Genomic DNA, 20,757 nt, shown 5'->3' on the forward strand with positions numbered 1-20,757 from the left:
AGGCAGTGTCGGACCATGCAGCCTGAACTCCTAACAAATCGTTTGCGGCGCCGATCGGAGGGCACGCTGCACCTTATGGTCCGGGATCCGCGTGCCGGCGGCGATCGCGGCGGCCAGCATCGGCAGCGACCGCGCCAGGCTGACGAACGGGCGTTGCAGCAGGCGGTGAACGGCGGTCAGCGACAACACCGAGGCGCCGGCGACCTGGCGGCCGACGTCACGGCGCATCGCCGCCTGCAGCATCTCCGGCCCACCGCCCGCCTGCAGCAGTCCGGCCGCCAGCGCTGCGCTGTGCAATGCGATCGACATGCCGTCACCGGTGAAGGAGGGGATCACCGCAGACTGGTCGCCGAGCCGCCACACGCCGCCCTCCTCCGCACCCGGATCGACGTCCGGCGCGACATAGCCATACGGGATCCCGGCAATGCTGAGCGGACGCGGCTGCACCGGTGCCGCGTCCTGCAGGCGCCGGCGGAACAGCGCCGAGCCGCGCGCCGCCGCCGCCAGCACCGCCGGCCACTGGGCGCCAGGCTGGCTGGCAGGTTGGGCCAGCCGGGCCAGCACGCTGCAGCGGACCAGCAGGCACAAGGTGGCCTGGCGTCCCTCGACCAGTTGCAGCCCGGCATAGCCACCGCGGAACAGCATCAGCTCGACGGCACCCTCGAGCGCATCGGCCTCGCCGGGCGCCAAACGGAAGTGCTGCTTGAAGCCGACCAGGTCGTTCTGCCGGCCGCGGCCACGCTTCCAGCCGCGCATCTCGTGCTTGCCGGTCGCCAGTACCGCCTGCCCGGCATCGATCACCTCGCCGCCCTGGAGCTGGATGCGCTGGCCGCCCGGCCTGGCGGTCAGGGTGCTCGCCGCCCGGCCACGCAGCACCGTGGCGCCGGCATCGGCCGCACGCGCCAACAGGACCTCGTCCAGGGTGCGGCGGGTCAGGCCGACGCCCTTGAACGGCAGCATGATCTCGGCAACCCCGCCACCGGCCGCCAGCCGAACCCGATCGATCGGTGAGCCCCCCAGGGCCAGCGGATCGATCCCGAGTGCCTGCAGGTATTGCTGCGCCTCGTGCGACAGGAACTCACCGCACACCTTGTCGTGCGGCCCGGCCTCACGCTCGATCAGCACCACCCGCCTGCCCTGCGCCGCGGTCTGCGCCGCCAGCGAGGCTCCGGCCAGGCCGCCGCCGATGATCGCGACGTCGACCGTCATGACGCGGCAGCGCCTTTCCAGCGGGTGACGCAGAGGCGGAACGGCATCCACCATGCAACGCGTGCGGCCTGGTCGGGCAGGCCTGCCTCAGCCAGCAGCCGCCGCCAGTCCGCGCGGGTGAAGGCACGGCCGAACGAGACCGGCCCGTCATGCTGCACGAAGCGGTGCCAGCCGGCCGCACGCGACCAAAGCCGGAAGCCGTGATAGGGCAGCCAGTGCCGCTGCAGGTCGCTCACGAACCAGCCGAGCGTCGCATGGCCGTCCATCCAGGCCAGGAAGCGCACCACCCCGGCATCGTCCAGGTGGTGGGTGAACAGCGACGACAGCACCACATGCGGCGGCTGCTCCGGGCGATAGTCGAAGATGTCGGCGGTCACCCAGCGGATCGGCTGGCGGGTGGCGGGTTCAGCCTCGCCGGCGATGCGCGCCCAGGGCGACAGATCGACGCTGGTCATGTCGAGCGCGATCCCCCGGCGAGCGGCCCAGCGGTCGATCTCACGCAGCGCATCGCCGTAGCCGCCACCGACATCGAGGATCCGCAAGGTCTCGCCCGCAGGCAGCCGCCGGACCGCCCGGCGCAGGAACGCCAGCGTCGGACGGGTCGCCTGGGTCAGCCGGTTGACCGTCGCCAGATCGACCAGGCAGCGCCGGAACTCGTCGGGACCGCAGCTCGGATCATCCATCAGCTCGGGCAGCAGCACCCGCCGGGAGAATCTACCCGACCCGGGCATTCAGGCGACCCGAAAGCGCATCGTCTCGGCCACCAGCCCGGGGCCGAAGCTCATCGCCACGCCGGCGGCCCCGGACTGCCCGGCCCGCATCATCCGGGCGAGCACGAACAGGATCGTCGCCGAGGACATGTTGCCGTAGCTGCGCAGCACCGCGCGCGAATGGGCAAGTGCGTCCTCCGGCAGCTTCAGCGCGTTCTGCACCGCGTCCAGCACCGACCTGCCGCCCGGATGTACCGCCCACAGATCGACCCCATCGGTGGTGCCGCGATCCAGGATCCGGGGCGCGGCCTGGGTCAGCCCGGCGCCCACCGCACCCGGCACCGCGCCGGACAGCACCATGTCGAAGCCGTTGTCGCCGATCCGCCAGGTGATCAGCTCGGCAGTCTCGGGCAGGAATTCGGCGTGGAAGCTGTCCAGCCGCAGGCCGGTCGGTTCGGCGCTCACCAGCGACGCCGCACAGCCATCGGCGAACACCAGGAACGACAGCATCTGCTCGAGCTCGACGGTCTCCTGCAGGTGCAGCGTGCAGAGTTCGAGATTGACCAGCAGCACGCGCGACGCCGGCTCCGAGCGGACGATGTGGCGAGCGGCCTTCAACGCATTGAACGCGGCGTAGCAGCCCATGAAGCCGATCACCGTGCGCTCGACCGAGGAGCGCAAGCCCAGCGCCTGGACCAGCTGCAGGTCGAGGCCGGGCGCATAGAAGCCGGTGCAGGAGGTGACGATGACGTGGCTGATCTCGTCCAGCCGATCCGCGATCTCGAGCCTGGCCACCGCCTCGAGCGCCAGCGGCAGGGCGGATTGCTCGTAGCGCGACATCCGGCCGGCGGAGCTCGGGAACTTGCCGCGGCGGTAGAAATTGTCCTGGTCCAGCTTGAACCCGGCGAGGTCGGCGAGCGGCTCGACGGTCGAGTAGCGATGCTCGATGCCGCAGCGGTCACCCATCCGCTGGAACAGCCGCTGCATCCGTTCATCGGGCAGCAGGGTGGCCGCGAACCGCACGAAGGCGTCGTGCACGTCATGCGGCGGAACGCTGGTGCCGATCCGGTTCAGATACACATCGGTCATCGGCCATCCGTTCCTGCGTCACACGGCAGACTCGACAGCCGGCGCACCCGCCCGAGTGTACATGCGATGGAACAATTTCCAATTCCGGAGGATCGGCATCGCCGCGACCGCCTGGCGGCTGCACACGAAAAAGCCCGGCTGCGTGGGCGGCCGGGCTGGATCGTCGTCAGGACCGGGAAGCGTCGGTCAGCGCGGCGAGAGCACCATGATCATCTGGCGGTTCTCCATGCGCGGCATCTGCTCGACCTTGGCACGCTCGTCCATGTCGCCGCGGATGCGCTCGAGCACCTTCACGCCGAGATCCTGATGCGCCATCTCGCGGCCACGGAAGCGGAGCGTGACCTTCACCTTGTCGCCCTCCTCGATGAAGGACTTCATGGCGCGCATTTTGACCTGGTAGTCATTCTCGTCGATGTTCGGACGAACCTTGACCTCCTTGATCTCGATGACCTTCTGCTTCTTGCGCGCCTCGTTCTTCTTCTTCTGCTGCTCGTACTTGAACTTGCCGTAATCGAGGATCTTCACGACCGGCGGTTCGGCATTCGGGCTGATCTCGAGCAGATCGAGACCGACCGAGAAGGCACGCGCCATTGCATCACGGGTCGTCATCACGCCCTGCATTTCGCCTTCCTCGTCGATCAGGCGAACGGACGGAACTCGGATTTCCTCGTTGACGCGGGGGCCCTCGCGAGTCGGCGGCGCGGGCATCGGGGGTCTGGCTATTGGACTGCTCCTGTAGCTGTTGAAACGGCTCGTTACGTCTGGCGATCGAGTGGGCGGAGCGCGCTCACCCGGCGCGCAACGGGGCTCTGAGGCTAGCACGCCACCGGTGTCAAGGCCCACCTGCCGTTGCAACCCAGCTACGCCAATCGGGCGGGCCGGGATTTGCCGGAGGGTGAGCCCTGTCTCAGGCGTCGCGACTGCGCTTGAGGTCGGGTGGCGTCGCCTCCAGTGCAAGAGCCGCCACCGCCGCATCGAGGCCCAGGAGTTCCTGATCCGAGCCACCCAGCCGGCGCATCGCCACCGTGCGGGCTTCCGCCTCCTTGCGCCCGACCACCAGGATCACCGGCACGCGGGCCAGGCTGTGGGTGCGGATCTTGGCGTTGATCTTCTCGTTCGCGGTGTCCGCCACCACCGACAGCCCGGCCGCCGTGAGTGCTCCCGCCACCTCCAGCGCGTACGGCTCGGCGTCGCTGACGATCGAGGCCACCACCACCTGCACCGGCGCCAGCCAGAGCGGGAACCTGCCGGCGAACTGCTCGATCAGGATGCCGAGGAAGCGCTCGAAGCTGCCCAGGATCGCCCGGTGCAGCATGACCGGCCGGTGCCGCGCGCTGTCCTCTCCGATATAGCTGGCATCGAGCCGCTCGGGCAGCACGGTGTCGACCTGCAGCGTGCCGCACTGCCAGTCGCGGCCGATCGCGTCGCGCAGCACGAATTCGAGCTTGGGTCCGTAGAACGCCCCCTCGCCCGGGTTCAGCTCGTACTCGACGCCGGCCAACGCGCAGGCCTCGACCAGGGCGGCTTCCGCGCGATCCCACCCGGCATCGTCGCCGGCGCGGTTGTCGGGGCGGTCGGCGAACTTCACCCGGAAGCTGTCGAAGCCGAGATCGCGATACACCTCCGCCAGCATGGCCACGAAGCGCGCGGTCTCGGGCGCGATCTGTTCCTCGGTGCAGAAGATGTGCGCGTCGTCCTGCACGAAGCCGCGCACCCGCATGATCCCGTGCAGCGCGCCGGACGGCTCGTAGCGGTGACAGGCGCCGAACTCGGCCATGCGCAACGGCAGCTCCCGGTACGAGCGCAGGCCGTGGCGGAAGATCTGCACGTGGCAGGGGCAGTTCATCGGCTTCAGCGCGAGGTGCTTGTGCTCGGCCTTGCCGGCCTCCTCCACCGTCGCGATGAACATGTGCTCGCGGTAGTTCTCCCAGTGCCCGGATGCCTCCCACAGCGCGCGGTCGACCAGCTGCGGGGTGCGCACCTCCTGGTAGCCGCACCGGTTCTGGGCGCGGCGCATGTAATCCTGCAGCGCCGAGTACAGCCGCCAGCCCTTGGGGTGCCAGAACACCTGGCCGGTGGCCTCCTCCTGGATGTGGAACAGGTCCATCTCGCGGCCGATGCGGCGATGGTCGCGGCGCTCGGCCTCCTCGAGCTGCAGCAGGTGCGCGTCGAGCTCCTTCTGGTCGCGCCAGGCGGTCGCGTAGATGCGGGTCAGCATCGGGTTGCGATGGTCGCCGCGCCAGTACGCCCCCGCCACCTTCATCAGCTTGAAGGCGGTCCCCACGTCGCCGGTGCCGCGCATGTGCGGGCCGCGGCAGAGGTCCAGCCACTCGCCCTGGCGGTAGATCGAGATCGGCACGTCCTCGGGCAGGTCGCGGATCAGCTCGGCCTTGTAGCGCTCGCCGCGGGCCTCGAAGAAGTCGATCGCCACCTGCCGCGGCCATTCCTCGCGCACGAAACCGGCGTTGGCGGCGACGATCTCGCGCATCCGGGCCTCGATCGCCGGAAAATCCTCCGGCGTGAACGGCTCGTTGCGGGCGAAGTCGTAATAGAAGCCGTTCTCGATCGGCGGCCCGATGGTGACCTGGGTGCCCGGATGCAGCGACTGCACCGCTTCCGCCAGCACATGCGCCGCGTCGTGGCGGATCATCTCCAGCGCCTGGGGGTCCTTGCGGGTGACGAAGCGGACCGCGGCGTCATCGGCGATCTCGCGCGAGAGGTCGACCAGGGCGCCGTCGAGCTCCATCGCCAGCGCCGCCTTGGCAAGGCCCGGACCGATCGCGGCCGCCACCGTGGTGCCGGTGACGGGGCCATCGAAGTGGCGGACGGATCCGTCGGGCAGGGTGATGGCGGGCATGGCACGCGCTCCGGGGTTGCGAGGCAGGCAGGCGGTATGGCGTCAGGCCAGCAGGGCTGCAACCCTGTCGACCGGGAGACCCGCCAGATCCGGCACCCGGACCACGCTGACCTGGCCGGGAGTGCGCCCGATCGGAGCGGTGAGCGCCGGATCGCTCTCCGGGCCGAACAGCACGATCGAGCGGCAGCCCATCGCCGCCGCCAGGTGCATCGGGCCGGTATCGTTGCCGATCGCCACCTCCGCACGAGCCGCGAGGGCGCCGAGCTGGAGCAGGCTGGTGCGGCCGGTGAGGTCGATCGCGCCTGGGCAGTGCGCGGCGATCGCGGCGGCCGCGTCGGCATCGGGGGCACCACCCACCACCACCGGCTGCAGTCCACCTTCCGCCAGGACCGCCGCGAGTGCCGCGAACCGGGCCACCGGCCAGCGCTTGCCCGGACGGTGCATCGCCGCGCCCGGAACCAGGAGCGCGATCCGATCGGATCCTGGCAGCGGCGACTCAGCCCGTGCCAGCCAGGCGAGATCCGGGTCGGGCACCACGGCGATCCCGGCGCGGGCGAGCTGGCCGGTCTGGCGCGTGCGGGTGTGCAGGCGGTCACGGGCGGGATCGCTGTCGGGATGAGATGCGCCCACAGCGATGCCGGACCAGCCCGGACGTGCCGGGCCGCCGGTTCCGACGGTCAGGTGGAAATACCGTGACGAGCGACCGGAGGTCTGCAGGTCGTAGATGAAACCCTGCCCGCGCAGGATCCCCCGCAGCCGCGCCAGTGCCGGCAGGTCCCACCAGGACGGCCTGGCATCGATCGCGACGGCGTCGAACCAGGGGCTCGCGGTCGCCAGCCCGACGAACGGGGCGGTGGTCAGCAGGGTGATGTGGTCGTGCGGATGATGCGCACGGATCGCCGCGAACGGCGCGAATGCCAGCACGAAGTCGCCGAGCGCGCCCAGCTTGATGACCAGGATGCGCTTCAAGATGCGGCCAGCTCATCATGCTGGAGCTCGTGCTCGCGAGCCGGCAGCGGTCGTTCGGGGAACGGCCGTGGGAGCAGCTCCTCGTACACGTCGAGCGTCGCCTGCTGCATCGCCTGCATGGTGTAGTGTGCCAGTACCGTCGTACGGGCCTGTCGGGTGAGCCACTCCCGATGGTCGGGCTGCAGGGCCATGGCGTCCCGCAGCGTTTCCGCCAGGGCCTGCGCGTCGCCCGGTGGGAAATCGAACCCGGTGACGCCAGGCTCGACGGTCTCCAGCGCGGCGCCATGCGCGGCGACCAGCACGACACGCTGCATCGCCTGCGCCTCCACCACGGTCCGGCCGAACGGCTCCGGCTTCAGCGACGGCACGACCACCACATCCGCCAGCGCCAGGGCGGCCGGCATGTCGGCGCAGTGACCGGCGAAGCGCAGCCGGGACCTGACGCCGAGCCGGTCAGCCTGGGCGATGAGCGCGCGGGCGAAGCGGTCGTCGCCGGATTTCGCCGGGCCGACCATGACACACACCCAGTCGCGTGCATGGCCTGCCGATTCGAGCCGTCCCAGCGCCTCGAGCAGCAGCGCGTGGCCTTTCCAGGCGGTCAGGCGGCCGGGCAGCATGATCACCTGGGCGCCGTCCGGCAGCGCCCATTCCCGCGCCAGGGCGTGGATGCGGTCGCCGCGCACCGCCTGCGGGTCGAAGCTCGCGGTGTCGGCGCCGCGCGGGATGATGCGCAGACGGTCGGGCCCGACGCCGTACGGGCCGGCGATGCGCTCGGCGACGAAGCGGCTGATCGCGATCACCCGCGCGCCCGACGCCATCACCGCATTGTAGCGGCGCTTGAACGGGACGTTCTCGCCATAGACGCCGTGCCAGGTGGTCACGAACGGCGTGCCGGTGCGGCGTGCGGCCCATTTGGCCGACCAGGCCGGACCGCGCGACCTCGCATGCACCAGATCGACCCGGTGGCTGCGGATCAGCCGCGCCAGGCGGCCGGCGTTGAGCCAGATCGAGAGCGGATCCTTGGTCATCAGGTCGAGGGTGATGTGGATGGCGCCGGCGCGCTCCAGGATCGGCACCATGCGTCCGCCGGCGCTGGCCACGAGGGCGGTGCCGCCGGCCTGCACGATCGCGCGGGCGATCTCGATGGTGCCGCGCTCGACCCCGCCCGCCTGCAGCGCCGGCAGCACCTGCAGGATCACGGGGGGACGAGGATCAACGACCATCGGCGCGGCCATAGCATGAGATCCGGCGCGGACACACCAGCCGCAGGTGCTGATCAGGCGCGGCGCACGCGGAGTTCATGCAACAGCCGGATCGGCGGCGTCGTTGCGGGACCGTAAGCGGACGTGGAGCGACAGAGGTGGCAGCGACGGCGAAGAAGACCGACCCGAAGCTCTGGGAGAAGGTCAAGGCGGAGGTGACCGCGGGCGACAAGGGCGGCCATCCGGGGCAGTGGTCGGCGCGCAAGGCGCAATTGGCGGTGGCGGAGTACAAGAAGCACGGCGGTGGTTATTCCGGCGGCAAGAGTACGGACAACCACCTGGCGCAATGGACCCGGGAGGAGTGGGACACGAAATCGGGCGCCAAATCGGGTGACACCGGCGAGCGCTACCTGCCGAAGCAGGCCCGCAAGTCGCTGGACAAGACGGAATACGACCGGACGACCGCGAAGAAGCGGGCCGATACCCGCAAGGGCCGGCAATACTCGGCCCAGCCCGCGGATGTCGCGGCAAAGACCGCCAGGCACCGGTCGGGCGGCAGGACGGAGCTGGCTGCACTCACCCGGCAGGAGCTGCTCGAGCGGGCTGGTGAGCGGCAGATCAAGGGGCGCTCGCGCATGAAGAAGGACGCGCTGGTCGCCGCCCTCTCGTGACGCAGCCGCGGCCCGTGTAGCGTCGCCCGCATGACCGACGAGACCGAGCACCAGATCACCCGCGCCGATGGCACCCGCCTGCAGGCCCGCCACCTGCCCGGCCGCAGCCCAACGATCGTGTTCCTGCCCGGGCTGCGCAGCGACATGAACGGCGACAAGGCGGAGGCGCTGGTCAGGTTCGCCCGCACCCGCGGTCAGGCGATGCTGCGGCTGGACTACTCGGGGCATGGCGCCAGCGGCGGCCGTTTCGACGAGGGCAGCATCGCCGTCTGGCGGGATGACGCAATCGCCATCATCGAGGCGCTGGCACCGGGCCCGCTGGTGCTGGTGGGCTCGTCGATGGGCGGCTGGATCGGCCTGATGATCGCCCGGATGCTCGACGCGGCATCGCGTGGGCGCTTGCACGGCCTGGTTGGGATCGCAGCGGCACCCGACTTCACGCGCGCGTTTTTAAGCGGCCTGTCCGCGGATGCGCGCGCGGCGTTGCAGCGGGACGGCAGGGTCGTGCTGCCGGCCGAGCCGGATCCACTGGTGCTGACCGCCCGCGCGATCGAGGATGGCGAGGCCTGCAGCGTGCTGGACGGCCCGATCGCGATCACCTGCCCGGTCAGGTTGCTGCACGGCCAGCGCGACGACGTGGTGCCTTGGATGACCGCGCTGCGCATCGCCGAGGGCGTCGCGTCGCCCGACTGCCAGGTGGTGCTCGTCAAGGACGGCGACCACCGGCTGTCACGGCCGCAGGATCTCGTGCTGCTGCAGGCGACGGTGGCGGGGCTCCTGGACCGCTAACGCTAACTTAACCACCGGCCTGCAGGATGGCAGCGAGACCTTCGCGATAGGTGGGATAGAGCCATTGCCGACCCAGCACGACCTGCGTCCGCCGGCTCGAGACACGGCGGTTCTCTGCCCAGAAGCTGCGGCCCATCGGGCTCATCGCGGCCATCGCCTGCTCGAGCGGTACTGCCGGCGGTGGCTCCATGCCGAGCAACCTAGCGGCCTCCTCCAGCACGACGGCACTTTCCGCCGGCAGGTCGTCGCTGAGGTTGAGAACGCGCGGCGCAGTCGGATCCGTGGCGGTGGCGGAATTCATCGCGGCCAGGGTGGCGCCCGCGATGTCGTCGCGGTGGATGCGGCCGAACTGGTGCCCGGGTGCCAGGACGCGCCTGCCGTCACCGGCCCGGATCGTGTCGAGGGCGCTGCGGCCAGGGCCATAGATGCCGGCGATCCGCAGCAGGTCGAGCCGGCTGCCGGTTGCCTGCGCCACCGTCCGCCATTGCTGCTCGGCGTGCAGGCGACGGGTGCCGCGCGGACCGGTGGGTGCCGGCTCCGTGGTCTCGTCGACCCAGCCACCCCGGCGATCGCCATACACCCCGGTCGTGGAGAAGTAGCCGATCCATTGCGGACGCGCTTCGGCCAGTTCGTTGCCGATCAGCGCCAGCATCGGATCGCCGGCCTCGCCGGGCGGTGCACCGGCCAGCACGTGGGTGACCTCGTGCAGCAGCGGGCGCGCGGCCTCGGGCGCCAACAGGCTCACCCTCGGCGGCGGCTGCAGATCGGCGCGACGTGTCGTTCCGGTGACGCGGTAGCCTTGCGCCACCGCCAATCCGGCCAGCGCCAGGGCCGAATAGCCCAGCCCGAATATCAGGAGATGCGGCTCGCCGGCTGCGGTCATGCCATGACCGCCGCCGTTGCGGAGGCGCGTTCCGGCCGCATTGGTTTCACCATCACGGTGGGCGCTACGGTTTGGCTTGACCGACCGGCCTCGGGATGCGGCAGAATGCCGGTATCGACATGACAAGACTCCATCGCCGGCTCCGTCTCCTGCCCATCCTCGCGATCGCGGGCCTGATTGTCGCGGGCTCGTGCTGGGCCGGCGCATCCTCGTGTCGCGCGGCAACACCCGATCCGGCACGACCCGCCGCCAGGCTGCAACGCCTGGCCAAGCTCGAGGCTCCCGCCGACCGACACGCCCATGATGCGGTTCTGGCTGCGGGGTCGAACGCCTGCCTGGCCCTGCTGGCCTCCGATCCGCAAGCGGCATCCGACGATGCGGTGGAGTGGTCGAAACATGGCGGCGGCGACGATGCGGCACAATGCGGAGCGTTGGCGGACGTGGCGCTCGGTGACCCGGCCGCCGGCGCCGCATCGCTCGACGCCCTCTCGCAGCACCGGACCACAGCCGAGCAGCGCCGTGCCCTGTTCGCCGACCAGGCGGTGCAGGCGTGGCTGCTTGCCGGCCGGCCGGATGCTGCGCTGGCCTCGGCCAGACATGCCGTGGCCCTCGATCCGGCTGATGAGGACCTGCTGGTCGATCGCGGTCGCGCGGCGGTGGCAGCCGGTGACGCCGCCGATGCCGTGGCGGATCTGTCACATGCGCTTGCGGTGCATCCCAACAACACCGAGGCGTTGGTCGCGCGGGCGGCCGCCTATCGACGCCAGGAACGGCTGGATGCTGCCAGGGCCGACATCGACACCGCATGCCAGATCGAACCGGACGAGCCGTCGGCGCTGCTGGAGCGCGGCATCCTGCGCGAGCGCACCGGCGACGCGGATGGCGCCCGCGCGGACTGGGACCGCATCCTGGCGATCTCGCCGGACACCCACGAAGCCGACCTCGCGCAGCAGGACCTCGCCCTGCTCGAGGCCGGACCGGAAGCGCGTTGACCGGCTCCGATGATGCGGCGGCTCGTGTCGGCGACTGGGACGGGATCGACGTCGCTGCCCTGCTGACGGTCGTGCGCACCGCCCCGGACCGCTTCGTCGGTTGCTTCAACCAGGCCAATTTCTACCGCAGCCTGTTCGGTGGCCAGGTGCTCGGACAATCCCTCGCCGCGGCCGCCGCCACCGTCGAGCGCCGCGCACTGCACTCGATGCACGGCTATTTCCTGCGCCCGGGCGCGCCCGACGTGCCGGTCGAATATGCGGTGGAGCGCACCCGCGACGGCCGCTCCTTCACCACGCGACGGGTGATCGGCACGCAATCGGACAGCCGGTCGGGCACGCTCAGGCGGGAGACGATCTTCCAGATGGAATGCTCGTTCCACGCCGAGGAGCCGGGTTGGGAGCACCAGGCGCCGATGCCCGACGTGCCCGCGCCCGAGGACCTGCCGGACCTCGTGGATGTGCTGCGGGCGGCCCGGCCGGCACTCGATCCAGACGTGATCCGGCGGATTGCTGCCTGGCAGTCGGTGCAGACGCGGCCGATCGCGGCCGGGGAGGCTTACCTGCAGCAGCCGCAGAGCCGGCGCCGAGCCTGGTTCCGGGTGCCAAGTGCGAGCGGCCACGACGATCCGGCGCTGCATCTGCGGATCCTGGCGTGGATGTCGGACTTCTCGATCAGCGGAGCGGCGCTGGTGATGCACACGACTCCCCTCGCCGGCCCGCACGTCCAGCTCGCGAGCATCGACCATGCGATGTGGTTCCACCGGCCAGTGCGCACCGACGAATGGCTGCTGTTCGAGACCGAAAGCCCGTCGGCGTCGGGCGCCATCGGCCTCTCCCGCGGGCTGATCCACGACCGCGCCGGACGGCTGGTGGCCACCGTATCGCAGGAGTCCCTGCAGCGGCAGATCGTCGGCCGGAGCGGCTGAGTTCAGGCGGCGCTGCCCGCGGCCCACCCGCTCGACCAGGCCCACTGGAAGTTGTAGCCGCCGAGCCAGCCGGTCACGTCGACCGCCTCGCCGATGAAGAACAGGCCCGGGACCGCCTTCACCGCCATGGTCTTCGAGGACAGCGCGTCGGTGTCGATGCCGCCGCGCGTCACCTCGGCCTTGGCGTAGCCCTCGGTGCCGGACGGGTTCAGCCGCCAGTTCTTCAGCCGGTCGATGACCACGTTCAGCGTCGCCTGGTCGAGGCCGCCGAACGGACCCGCAGCACCGGCCTCGAGCGCCACCGCGTGGGCCAGCCGCTGCGGCATCAGTTCGCCGAGGATGGTGCCGAGCTCGGCCTTGCCGCGGGTCTGGCGCCGCTGCCGGAACAGCGCCGGCAGGTCATGGTCCGGCAGGAGGTCGATGCGGATCTCCTCGCCCTCGTGCCAGTACGACGAGACCTGCAGCAGCGCCGGACCGGACAGGCCGCGATGGGTGAACAGCATCGCCTCCCGGAACGACGCCGGCGCCCGTGCTGCGCGCGTGCCCAGCGCATGGCCGGCCCCGGAAGCCGCCTGCGCCAGCACGTCGAGCGAGATGCCGGCCAGGACCCGCATCGCGGACTGGCCGCCGATTGCCGTATCGCTGAAGGTGAACGGCACCAGTGCCGGCCCGGTGGGAATGACCGGGACGCCGAAGCTGCGGGCGATCTCGTAGGCGAAGCCGGTGGCGCCGAGCTTCGGGATCGACAGGCCGCCGGTGGCGACGATCAGGCTCTCGGCGGTGAAGGCAGCCTGGTCGGTCTGGATGTCGAAGCGGTCGGCGCGGGACAGCCCGGTGATGCGCTGGCCCAGCCGCAGCACGACCCCGTGGCGGTCGCATTCGGCCAGCAGCATGGCGACGATCTGGCGTGCGGAGCCGTCGCAGAACAGCTGGCCGAGGGTTTTTTCGTGCCAGGCGATACCGTGCGACTCGACCAGCTGCAGGAAGTCGGCGGCGGTGTAGCGGGCAAGTGCCGAGCGGCAGAAGGCAGGGTTCTGCGACAGGAAACGATCCGGACGGCAGTCGCGGTTGGTGAAGTTGCAGCGGCCACCGCCGGAAATCACGATCTTGGCACCGGGCTCGGACGCGTGGTCGAGCACCAGCACGCTGCGTCCGCGCCGCCCGGCCGCGATCGCCGCCATCAGCCCCGCAGCACCAGCACCCAGGACGCAGACGTCGAACGCGCTCACGGCATGCACGCGGTCAGAAATCGAGGTCGCCGTAATGCTCGGGCGGGTTCATGCCGGTGACGCGGTCGTTCAGCACCGCGCGGAAGCAGGGGCGCGACTTGACGCGGGCGTACCAGTCCTTGGTGGGCGGGCTGAGGCTCCAATCGAGGTCGCCGATATAATCCAGCGAGGAGAGCTGGGCGGCGGCGGCGAAGTCGGCCAGCGACAGGTTGGGCCCGGCCAGCCATTTCCGCGTCTCCGCCAGCCAGCCGATATAGTCCAGGTGGTAGCGGATGTTGGCGTAGCCGGCGCGGAGCGCGGTGGCGTCCGGATTGCCGCGCCCGACCAGACGCTTCATGTATTTCTCGCCGAGCAGGTTGCGCGTGACTTCCTGGTGGAACTTGCCGTCGAACCAGGCGGCAAGCCGGCGCACCTCGACCCGTTCGGCGAGCGTGCGGCCGAGCAGCGGGGTGTCCGGATAGGCCTCCTCCAGATACTCGCAGATCACCGTGCTGTCCGGGATCGAGAGGCCGTTCTCCTCGACCAGCATCGGCACCGTGCCGGCAGGGTTCAGGTCGAGAAACTCCGGCCGCCGCTCCCAGACCTTCTCGATTTTCAGCTCGAACGGCAGCCGCTTCTCGGACAGCACCAGGCGGACCTTGCGCGAGTAGGGCGAGAGCGGAATGTGGTGCAGGATTCGCATGACGGCGGACCGTATTTCATCCGCCGGGCGCTTGCCAGCCTTGCCGAGGGCCCGGCCGGTTTGATGAAGCCGCCCTGGCCGTGCATGCTGACAACGATCCCGTTCCCCGAGGCTTGCCCGACTTGTCCGATCCGAACTCTCAAGACGATTCCAGCCGGTCGGCCTCCCCCCTGCCGCAGATCAGGGCGCGCGGCCGGTCGTTCATGGCGCTGGTGCTGTCGCCGGAACCGCCGCTTGGCGACTGGATGGCGGCCCTCGACGCGCAGATCGCCAAGTCGGCCGCGTTCTTCGACGCCAAGCCCGTGGTGCTCGATTGCGGCCTGCTGACCGAGGACGAGCACGGCCTGGCCGAGCTGGTGCCGGCGCTGCTCGATCGCGGCATCCGGCTGATCGAGATCGAGGGTGCGGATCCGGAGTGGCCGGCCACTGCGGACTGGACGTGGCCGCGCGGCTTCTCGGGCGGCCGCGCGATCGGTGCGGTGGAGATCCCCGAGGAGGCCCCGCCACCACCGCCGGATCCGTCCCTCGCCTCGCTGGTGGTCGACGAGCCGGTGCGGTCCGGGCAGGCGGTGTCGTTCGCGGATGGCGACGTGATCATCATGGGCTCGGTGGCGTCCGGTGCGGAAGTGTCGGCGGGCGGCTCGATCCACGTGTACGGAACGCTGCGCGGTCGGGCGCTGGCGGGGGTCGGCGGCAACCGTGCGGCGCGCATCATGTGCCGGCGGATGTGTGCCGAGCTGATCGCCATCGACGGCTTCTACATGACCGCCGACGACATGCCGGCAGAGCGTGTGGGACACTCGACCCAGGCCAGACTCGATGGCGAGTCGCTGGTGCTGTTGCCGATCGATTGATGTAGAGCAGTCGGCAGTTCGCCTCTCGATTCTCTCTGCAAGGAAGGTTTCCCGCCCATGGCGAAAGTGCTGGTCGTCACGTCAGGCAAGGGTGGCGTAGGCAAGACGACGTCGACCGCCGCACTCGGCGCTGCCCTCGCGCAGACCGGACAGAACGTGGTGGTGGTCGATTTCGATGTCGGCCTGCGCAACCTCGACCTGGTGATGGGGGCCGAGCGGCGCGTCGTGTTCGACCTGATCAACGTGGTGCAGGGCGACGCCAAGCTGAGCCAGGCGCTGATCCGCGACCGTCGCGTCGAGACGCTGTCGATCCTCCCCGCCAGCCAGACCCGCGACAAGGACGCCCTCACCCCGGACGGTGTCGCACGGGTGATCGACGAGCTGCGCGAGAAGTTCGACTGGGTGATCTGCGACAGCCCCGCCGGCATCGAGAAGGGCGCCCAGCTGGCGATGTACCATGCCGACGAGGCGGTGGTCGTGACCAACCCGGAAGTGTCGTCGGTGCGCGACAGCGACCGTATCATCGGCATGCTGGACAGCACGACGGCGAAGGCGAAGGCGGGCGAGAAGATCGTCAAGCACCTGCTGCTGACACGCTACGACCAGGCGCGCGCCGCCCGCGGCGAGATGCTGCGCACCGAGGACGTGCTGGAGATCCTGCGCATCCCGCTGATCGGCATCATCCCCGAGAGCGAGGACGTGCTGCGGGCGTCGAACCTCGGCTCGCCGGTGACCCTGAGCAATCCGGAAAGCGCGCCGGCGCGGGCCTACATGGACGCCGTTCGCCGGCTGCAGGGCGAGAGCCTCGAGATGAGCGTGCCGAGCGACCGCAAGAGCCTGCTCGGCAAGTGGTTCAAATGGAGGGCGGCATGAGCTTTCTCGCCCAGTTCTTTGCCAAGCGCAGCTCGGCGCCGATCGCCCGCGACCGGCTGCAGATCCTGCTGGCGCACGAGCGCTCCGGTGGCGAAGGCCATTCCGAGCTGATCGCCAAGCTTCGCGAGGAGATCCTCGAGGTGATCGCCCGGCATGTGCCGATCGACCGCGACAAGGTGCAGATCAAGCTCGATCGCGGCGCCGCCGTCTCGACGCTGGAGATCGACATCGAGGTGCCCGGCCTCAAGGAGCAGGCGCTCAAGGACAAGGCGTCACGCAACGGCACGGACAGCCCGGGGGCGAAGAACCTCGCCAGCGAAAAGGTCGGCGCCACCAAGGCCGGTGATCCGAAGGCTGGCGATCCGAAGGCTGGCGATCCGAAAGTTGGCGAATCGAAATCCGGCGACATCAGGCCGGCCGATGCGAAGCCGGCTGACACCAAGGCCGGCAACACCAAGGCTGGTGACGCCAAGCTCGATCCGGCAAGCGGCACCCGGTCGCTGCCGACCGGTCCCTGATGGCTCCGACGCTGCCCGGGACCGGCCTGGTTCCGCGGCGGCGTCAGCTCCGGAGCAGCGTAGCTTCCAGGATCTGGTTGCCGTACTCGACATCGACCAGGGCGGCCTGCCGGGCGGCCTCGACGTCACGGCGGCGCAGCGCGTCGATCAGCCCCCTGTGCGGATGCCCGGCCGGTCCGAGCGGCGGCAGTTTCTTGTCGAAGCCCATCGCATAGAGCGGTCCGATCCGCGTCCACAGCCCCTCGAGCATGCGCAACAGCAGCGGCGCGTCGGCGGCCTTGCAGATGCCGCGATGGAAGGAGGCATTGGCGTCGAGCATGTCGGCATGATCGTTACGCTCGTAGAAGTCGACGCAGCGATCGTTGATGCGTTCGAGCTGGTCGATCTGCTCCATGCTCGCATGCTGCACCGCCCGTTCGGCAGCGCGCGCCTCGAGGTCGCCGCGGATCTCGATGAGCTCGCGGAAGCCGCTCAGCGTCATCACCGGGACCACCGCGGAGCCGCGCTCGTCGAGTTCCAGCGCGTGTTCCGAGACCAGGCGGAGCAGCGCCTCGCGGACCGGCGTTGGGCTCAGCCCGAGCTCGGCTGCCAGCGGCCGCAGGATCAGCTTGTGGCCGGGCCGGATCGTGCTCGTGATCAGCGACTTGCGGATCTGCACATACGCGCGCTGGCACAGGCTGCCGCGGAACTGGTCGGTCTCCAGCGTGAGCTCGCCGACCAGCGGGGGCGGAAGGTCGCTGATGGTGTCGTGCAGCGGTTCTGAGGCGCTGTGCGTCGCCGCCTCGTACACGATGTCGGGCGCCACCACGCGGGCGGCGGTGAGTGACTGCCCGGCGTCATGACGCTGCGGCACGACGGGTGCCGGAGTGGCTATCGGGCTCGCGGGCTGCTGCTCGAGCAGAGCCATGTGCGGTGAGATATCCGTCATTTGAAGTTACCGCCGACCCCTTCTGCCACGCCATGCAGGAATGCAACGACATCCCGCGTTCAACTCGCACCCTGGATACCACCATGGCAAACGCTACGGTGCCACGTGGCTCATCACGTTTGTCACGCTAGCAACAATTTGTGCCGAGCCGCACGTCCGGTTGCCGTAACGATGGCGTGTGTCATGCGCCCCGTCGCGCATCGGTAAACGCCGCGTCAGACAATCTCCTCCATGCTCATCGCCTGCCGAGACAGCAGGTCGCGATACGCGCCCTCGCTGCGTTCCAGATCCGACGGCGCGCCATCCTGCAGCACTGCACCCGACTGCATCACCACGATCCGGTCGAAGTCGCGCAGCGTCGAAAGCCGGTGCGCCACCGCAACGACGGTGCGTCCGACCATCAGCCGGTCGAGCGCTTCCTGCACCTTCTGCTCGCTCTCGCTGTCGAGCGCGCTGGTGGCTTCGTCGAGCAGCAATATCGGCGTGTTGCGCAGGAACGCACGCGCGATCGCCAGGCGCTGCCGCTGGCCGCCGGACAGCTTGACGCCGCGGTCGCCGACTTCGGTCTTGAAGCCCTCCGGCATCGCCTCGATGAACTCGCGGCAACCGGCAGCTTCGGCGGCGGCGCGGACCTCCTCGTCGGTAGCCTCCGGCTTGCCGTAGCGGATGTTCTCGAGCACCGAGCGGTGGAACAGCGAAACGTCCTGCGGCACCACCGACATCACCGAGCGCAGCGCCTCGTCGGTGAGGCTGAGCAGCTCCTTGCCATCGATCAGGATGCGGCCGCTCTGCACGTACCGCATGCGCTGCAAGAGGGCGAGCACCGTGGTCTTGCCGGAACCGGAACGACCGACGAGGCCGATGCGGGTGCCGGCATTGACGCGCAGGTTGAAGTCGATGAGCACCGGGCCGCCGCCGGGATAGGCGTAGGTCACGTGGTCGAACACGATCTCGCCCTTCGGCTGGCCGTGGAAACCACCGGCGTCGGCGGCGTCCGGCATGTCGTGCGGCAGCAGCAGCGTCGACAAGGCCTCCGCCAGCCGGGCGACGTGCTGGATGGTTTCGACCAGCGCCACGGCAAGATCACGGGTGCCGTGCAGGATCATGAAGCCGAGCGTCACCACCATCACGACGTCGCCGACGCTGGCCATGTGGTGGTGCCAGAGCAGCACCGCCCAGACCAGCAGGCCGCCGGTCAGGATCGCGGTCAGCACGGCATGGATCAGCCGCAGCTTCTCCAGGTAGCGCAGCGACCGGCTGCGCGACGACATCTCGCCCTCCATGCGCTGGCTGAACCGCACCCGCTCCCGCCTGGTGGCCCCGAAGGCGCGCACCAGCGGCATGTTGTTGATGATGTCGAGCAGTTCGCCGTCCACCCGTGCGGCGTCGGCGGCGTAGCGGTGGTGCAGCGGCCTGCCACCGGCGGCGAGGCGGAACATCAGCATCGAGATCACCGCCGCCAGCAGCACCAGCACCAGCGCCATCAGCGGGCTCACGGTGATCATCAGCACGATCGAGAAGGCGACGTTCAGGATCGGCGGCAAAACGTTCCAGGTGGCGAGATTCTCCAGCGTGAACATGGCGTTGGAGGTGGCGGTGATGCGGCCGGCGAGCGTGCCGGGCATGCGGTCGGCAAAGTACGAGGGTGCGTGGCCGGTCAGGTGGCGGAACAGGTCGCGCCGCAGGTCGCCGGTCACCCGCACGAAGGCATAGGTCGAGAACCACCCGCCGATGCGCCAGGCCAGGTTGTCGATGGCGATCAGGATGCCGAGCAGGGCGACGGCGAACCAGACCTGGTTCATCGAGCCGCCCTGGTAGCCGGTCAGGGTGTCGACCAGGAAATGCACGGCGTACGACGAGCCGACCACCGCCGCCACCGCCAGCACCACCGAGCCCAGGATCAGCAGGTGCTGCACCTTGTGATGCAGGACGTAGCGGAACATGAAGGCAAGCGGCTTCGGGGCCAGCCTGATCAAATCATCGTCGGTGATGGTCACAGCCTCGTCCGAGGCGTTATGACGCGGGCGGCGTTCCGTCGACCTCATGCGAAACCTTCTCGGCCGGGGATGACGGACATGGTAGCGGCGATCCTGGATCTTGCCGCCGGTCGGCAGGCATTGCTCTCTTCCATCCGACAATAAGCGCCCATTGCCAACAAATCGCCTCGTTCGTCGTGTTGATGGACACCGAGACGCCAGGTAGGAGCTTTCATGCGTATTGCCCAGATTGCCCCACTCCACGAGGCTGTACCGCCCAAGCTGTATGGCGGAACCGAGCGGGTGGTATCGTTCCTGACCGAGGAGCTGGTCAATCTCGGCCACGAGGTCACGCTGTTTGCCAGCGGCGACAGCGTCACCTCCGCGAACCTGCACCCGTCCTGGCCGCGCGCGCTGCGCCTGGATCCGGCGATCCGCGATCCGATCGCGCCGCACATGCTGATGATGGAGCATGTCGCCCAGCGGCTCGACCAGTTCGACGTGCTGCACTTCCACATGGACTACTGGCCGTTCACCCATTTCAGCCGCCAGTCGATCCCGTTCGTCACCACCATGCACGGACGCCTCGACCTGCCCGAGCTGCAGCCGGTGTTCGACTGCTTCTCCAAGGCGCCGGTGGTCTCAATCTCGGACAGCCAGCGCCGGCCGCTGCCGCAGGCCAACTTCGTGCGCACGGTGCATCACGGCCTACCCGAGAAGCTGCTGACGCCGCAGGGCAATCCGGATGGCAGCGACCGCAGCTATCTCGCGTTCCTCGGGCGCATCTGCCCGGAGAAGGGCGTCGACAAGGCGATCCGGGTGGCGCGCGCGGTCGGCATCCCGCTGAAGATCGCGGCGAAGGTCGACAAGGTCGATGTCGAGTATTTCGAGCACGTCATCCGGCCGATGCTGGGCAACGGCGTCGAGCTGATCGGCGAGATCAACGACAGCCAGAAGGCCGGATTCCTGTCCGGTGCCCGCGGCCTGCTGATGCCGATCGACTGGCCGGAGCCGTTCGGCCTGGTGATGATCGAGGCCATGGCCTGCGGCACGCCGGTGATCGCGTTCAACCGTGGCTCGGTGCCGGAAGTGATCGAGGACGGCCTGACCGGGCTGATCGTCGAGGACGAGACCAGCGCAATCGGCGCCATCGCCCGCCTCGACACGTTGAAGCCGCAAGCGATCCGTCGCCGCTTCGAGACCCGCTTCACCGCACGCCGGATGGCCGAGGACTACCTGTCGATCTACCGCCAGCTCGACACGCTGCACCATCCGTCGCTGCGGCTGATCTCGGGCGATAAGCCGGTCCGGGCCTGAGCGTCTGCCGCCGCGGGCGATCACGACGTCGGTTGGGACTGGAGCGATCCAGCCCGGCTGGCAGTTCTGGATCGACCGCGGCG

General features: G+C 69.5%; 19 protein-coding genes and 1 pseudogene. 8 read left to right on the forward strand and 12 right to left on the reverse strand.

What is annotated here, in order from left to right; genetic code table 11:
* Positions 1 to 30: 30 nt before the first annotated feature.
* From ACOEQ2_RS02785 to ACOEQ2_RS02815, 7 genes are all read right to left on the reverse strand, one after another.
* Positions 31 to 1,209 (reverse strand): NAD(P)/FAD-dependent oxidoreductase, encoded by a 1,179-nt coding sequence (locus ACOEQ2_RS02785; protein ID WP_419729865.1) that lies wholly within the window; start codon positions 1,207 to 1,209, stop codon positions 31 to 33.
* Positions 1,206 to 1,940: a methyltransferase domain-containing protein gene (locus ACOEQ2_RS02790; protein ID WP_419729866.1), complete on the reverse strand. Its 735-nt coding sequence runs from the start codon at positions 1,938 to 1,940 to the stop codon at positions 1,206 to 1,208. The genes ACOEQ2_RS02785 and ACOEQ2_RS02790 overlap by 4 nt, the downstream gene beginning before the upstream one ends.
* A complete protein-coding gene (locus ACOEQ2_RS02795; protein WP_419729867.1) occupies positions 1,941 to 3,008 on the reverse strand; it encodes a type III polyketide synthase in 1,068 nt (355 codons plus the stop codon).
* Positions 3,009 to 3,194: 186 nt separating this feature from the next.
* Positions 3,195 to 3,716 (reverse strand): translation initiation factor IF-3, encoded by a 522-nt coding sequence (gene infC, locus ACOEQ2_RS02800; RefSeq protein WP_419729868.1) that lies wholly within the window; start codon positions 3,714 to 3,716, stop codon positions 3,195 to 3,197.
* 199 nt (positions 3,717 to 3,915) lie between these two features.
* Complete coding sequence (gene thrS / locus ACOEQ2_RS02805) at positions 3,916 to 5,865, reverse strand: threonine--tRNA ligase (RefSeq protein WP_419729869.1); 1,950 nt, start codon at positions 5,863 to 5,865, stop codon at positions 3,916 to 3,918.
* A gap of 42 nt (positions 5,866 to 5,907) precedes the next feature.
* Positions 5,908 to 6,834: a glycosyltransferase family 9 protein gene (locus ACOEQ2_RS02810; RefSeq protein ID WP_419729870.1), complete on the reverse strand. Its 927-nt coding sequence runs from the start codon at positions 6,832 to 6,834 to the stop codon at positions 5,908 to 5,910.
* The gene (locus tag ACOEQ2_RS02815; protein WP_419729871.1) at positions 6,831 to 8,057 is read right to left on the reverse strand and encodes a glycosyltransferase family 4 protein; all 1,227 of its coding nucleotides are present in this window, start codon (positions 8,055 to 8,057) and stop codon (positions 6,831 to 6,833) included. The genes ACOEQ2_RS02810 and ACOEQ2_RS02815 overlap by 4 nt, the downstream gene beginning before the upstream one ends.
* Before the next feature lie 137 nt (positions 8,058 to 8,194).
* Here ACOEQ2_RS02815 and ACOEQ2_RS02820 point away from each other — a divergent pair, with 137 nt between their 5' ends.
* Both ACOEQ2_RS02820 and ACOEQ2_RS02825 read left to right on the forward strand, forming a co-directional pair.
* Complete coding sequence (locus ACOEQ2_RS02820) at positions 8,195 to 8,707, forward strand: hypothetical protein (protein WP_419729872.1); 513 nt, start codon at positions 8,195 to 8,197, stop codon at positions 8,705 to 8,707.
* A 30-nt stretch (positions 8,708 to 8,737) separates the two neighbouring features.
* Positions 8,738 to 9,496 carry an alpha/beta hydrolase gene (locus ACOEQ2_RS02825; protein WP_419729873.1) on the forward strand — a complete coding sequence of 253 codons (759 nt, stop codon included), beginning with the start codon at positions 8,738 to 8,740 and terminating at the stop codon, positions 9,494 to 9,496.
* A 7-nt stretch (positions 9,497 to 9,503) separates the two neighbouring features.
* Here ACOEQ2_RS02825 and ACOEQ2_RS02830 read toward each other — a convergent pair whose 3' ends face one another.
* On the reverse strand, positions 9,504 to 10,379 hold the full coding sequence (locus tag ACOEQ2_RS02830) for an SDR family NAD(P)-dependent oxidoreductase (RefSeq protein WP_419729874.1): 876 nt from the start codon (positions 10,377 to 10,379) through the stop codon (positions 9,504 to 9,506).
* A 119-nt stretch (positions 10,380 to 10,498) separates the two neighbouring features.
* Here ACOEQ2_RS02830 and ACOEQ2_RS02835 point away from each other — a divergent pair, with 119 nt between their 5' ends.
* Together ACOEQ2_RS02835 and ACOEQ2_RS02840 are read left to right on the forward strand one after the other, a co-directional pair.
* The gene (locus ACOEQ2_RS02835) at positions 10,499 to 11,371 is read left to right on the forward strand and encodes a tetratricopeptide repeat protein (protein ID WP_419729875.1); all 873 of its coding nucleotides are present in this window, start codon (positions 10,499 to 10,501) and stop codon (positions 11,369 to 11,371) included.
* Positions 11,368 to 12,297 carry an acyl-CoA thioesterase gene (locus ACOEQ2_RS02840; protein WP_419729876.1) on the forward strand — a complete coding sequence of 310 codons (930 nt, stop codon included), beginning with the start codon at positions 11,368 to 11,370 and terminating at the stop codon, positions 12,295 to 12,297. The genes ACOEQ2_RS02835 and ACOEQ2_RS02840 overlap by 4 nt, the downstream gene beginning before the upstream one ends.
* Positions 12,298 to 12,299: 2 nt before the next feature.
* Here ACOEQ2_RS02840 and ACOEQ2_RS02845 read toward each other — a convergent pair whose 3' ends face one another.
* Both ACOEQ2_RS02845 and ACOEQ2_RS02850 read right to left on the reverse strand, forming a co-directional pair.
* Positions 12,300 to 13,526 carry an NAD(P)/FAD-dependent oxidoreductase gene (locus ACOEQ2_RS02845; protein WP_419729877.1) on the reverse strand — a complete coding sequence of 409 codons (1,227 nt, stop codon included), beginning with the start codon at positions 13,524 to 13,526 and terminating at the stop codon, positions 12,300 to 12,302.
* Between the two features lie 13 nt (positions 13,527 to 13,539).
* Complete coding sequence (locus ACOEQ2_RS02850; protein WP_419729878.1) at positions 13,540 to 14,208, reverse strand: glutathione S-transferase family protein; 669 nt, start codon at positions 14,206 to 14,208, stop codon at positions 13,540 to 13,542.
* Positions 14,209 to 14,411: 203 nt separating this feature from the next.
* On the opposite strand from ACOEQ2_RS02850, the gene minC reads away from it, so the two are divergent.
* The 3 genes and pseudogenes from minC to minE form a co-directional block, all read left to right on the forward strand.
* Complete coding sequence (minC, locus tag ACOEQ2_RS02855) at positions 14,412 to 15,062, forward strand: septum site-determining protein MinC (protein WP_419731121.1); 651 nt, start codon at positions 14,412 to 14,414, stop codon at positions 15,060 to 15,062.
* Between the two features lie 57 nt (positions 15,063 to 15,119).
* Positions 15,120 to 15,935: a septum site-determining protein MinD gene (gene minD, locus ACOEQ2_RS02860; RefSeq protein ID WP_419729879.1), complete on the forward strand. Its 816-nt coding sequence runs from the start codon at positions 15,120 to 15,122 to the stop codon at positions 15,933 to 15,935.
* Positions 15,932 to 16,237: pseudogene (gene minE / locus ACOEQ2_RS02865) on the forward strand (cell division topological specificity factor MinE); the annotation flags it as partial. The gene minD and the pseudogene minE, both read left to right, overlap by 4 nt.
* Before the next feature lie 259 nt (positions 16,238 to 16,496).
* On the opposite strand, the gene ACOEQ2_RS02870 reads toward minE, so the two are convergent.
* The gene (locus ACOEQ2_RS02870) at positions 16,497 to 17,360 is read right to left on the reverse strand and encodes a GntR family transcriptional regulator (protein WP_419729880.1); all 864 of its coding nucleotides are present in this window, start codon (positions 17,358 to 17,360) and stop codon (positions 16,497 to 16,499) included.
* 236 nt (positions 17,361 to 17,596) lie between these two features.
* Positions 17,597 to 19,426: an ABC transporter ATP-binding protein gene (locus ACOEQ2_RS02875; protein ID WP_419729881.1), complete on the reverse strand. Its 1,830-nt coding sequence runs from the start codon at positions 19,424 to 19,426 to the stop codon at positions 17,597 to 17,599.
* 165 nt (positions 19,427 to 19,591) lie between these two features.
* Between ACOEQ2_RS02875 and ACOEQ2_RS02880 the strand changes: the two genes are divergently transcribed.
* Positions 19,592 to 20,674 (forward strand): glycosyltransferase family 4 protein, encoded by a 1,083-nt coding sequence (locus ACOEQ2_RS02880; RefSeq protein ID WP_419729882.1) that lies wholly within the window; start codon positions 19,592 to 19,594, stop codon positions 20,672 to 20,674.
* The last annotated feature ends 83 nt before the right edge of the window (positions 20,675 to 20,757 follow it).

This window comes from Lichenicola sp., from assembly GCF_965198575.1.
Classification (GTDB): domain Bacteria; phylum Pseudomonadota; class Alphaproteobacteria; order Acetobacterales; family Acetobacteraceae; genus Lichenicola.

Coding starts and splice junctions, on each gene's coding strand:
- ACOEQ2_RS02875 (WP_419729881.1), bottom strand. CDS start 19,426: ATGAGGTCGACGGAACGCCGCCCGCGTCATAACGCCTCGGACGAGGCT.
- ACOEQ2_RS02795 (WP_419729867.1), bottom strand. CDS start 3,008: ATGACCGATGTGTATCTGAACCGGATCGGCACCAGCGTTCCGCCGCAT.
- ACOEQ2_RS02790 (WP_419729866.1), bottom strand. CDS start 1,940: ATGCCCGGGTCGGGTAGATTCTCCCGGCGGGTGCTGCTGCCCGAGCTG.
- ACOEQ2_RS02870 (WP_419729880.1), bottom strand. CDS start 17,360: ATGGCTCTGCTCGAGCAGCAGCCCGCGAGCCCGATAGCCACTCCGGCA.
- ACOEQ2_RS02880 (WP_419729882.1), top strand. CDS start 19,592: ATGCGTATTGCCCAGATTGCCCCACTCCACGAGGCTGTACCGCCCAAG.
- ACOEQ2_RS02850 (WP_419729878.1), bottom strand. CDS start 14,208: ATGCGAATCCTGCACCACATTCCGCTCTCGCCCTACTCGCGCAAGGTC.
- infC (WP_419729868.1), bottom strand. CDS start 3,716: ATGCCCGCGCCGCCGACTCGCGAGGGCCCCCGCGTCAACGAGGAAATC.
- ACOEQ2_RS02830 (WP_419729874.1), bottom strand. CDS start 10,379: ATGACCGCAGCCGGCGAGCCGCATCTCCTGATATTCGGGCTGGGCTAT.
- ACOEQ2_RS02815 (WP_419729871.1), bottom strand. CDS start 8,057: ATGGTCGTTGATCCTCGTCCCCCCGTGATCCTGCAGGTGCTGCCGGCG.
- ACOEQ2_RS02825 (WP_419729873.1), top strand. CDS start 8,738: ATGACCGACGAGACCGAGCACCAGATCACCCGCGCCGATGGCACCCGC.
- ACOEQ2_RS02785 (WP_419729865.1), bottom strand. CDS start 1,209: ATGACGGTCGACGTCGCGATCATCGGCGGCGGCCTGGCCGGAGCCTCG.
- thrS (WP_419729869.1), bottom strand. CDS start 5,865: ATGCCCGCCATCACCCTGCCCGACGGATCCGTCCGCCACTTCGATGGC.
- ACOEQ2_RS02835 (WP_419729875.1), top strand. CDS start 10,499: ATGACAAGACTCCATCGCCGGCTCCGTCTCCTGCCCATCCTCGCGATC.
- minD (WP_419729879.1), top strand. CDS start 15,120: ATGGCGAAAGTGCTGGTCGTCACGTCAGGCAAGGGTGGCGTAGGCAAG.
- minC (WP_419731121.1), top strand. CDS start 14,412: ATGGCGCTGGTGCTGTCGCCGGAACCGCCGCTTGGCGACTGGATGGCG.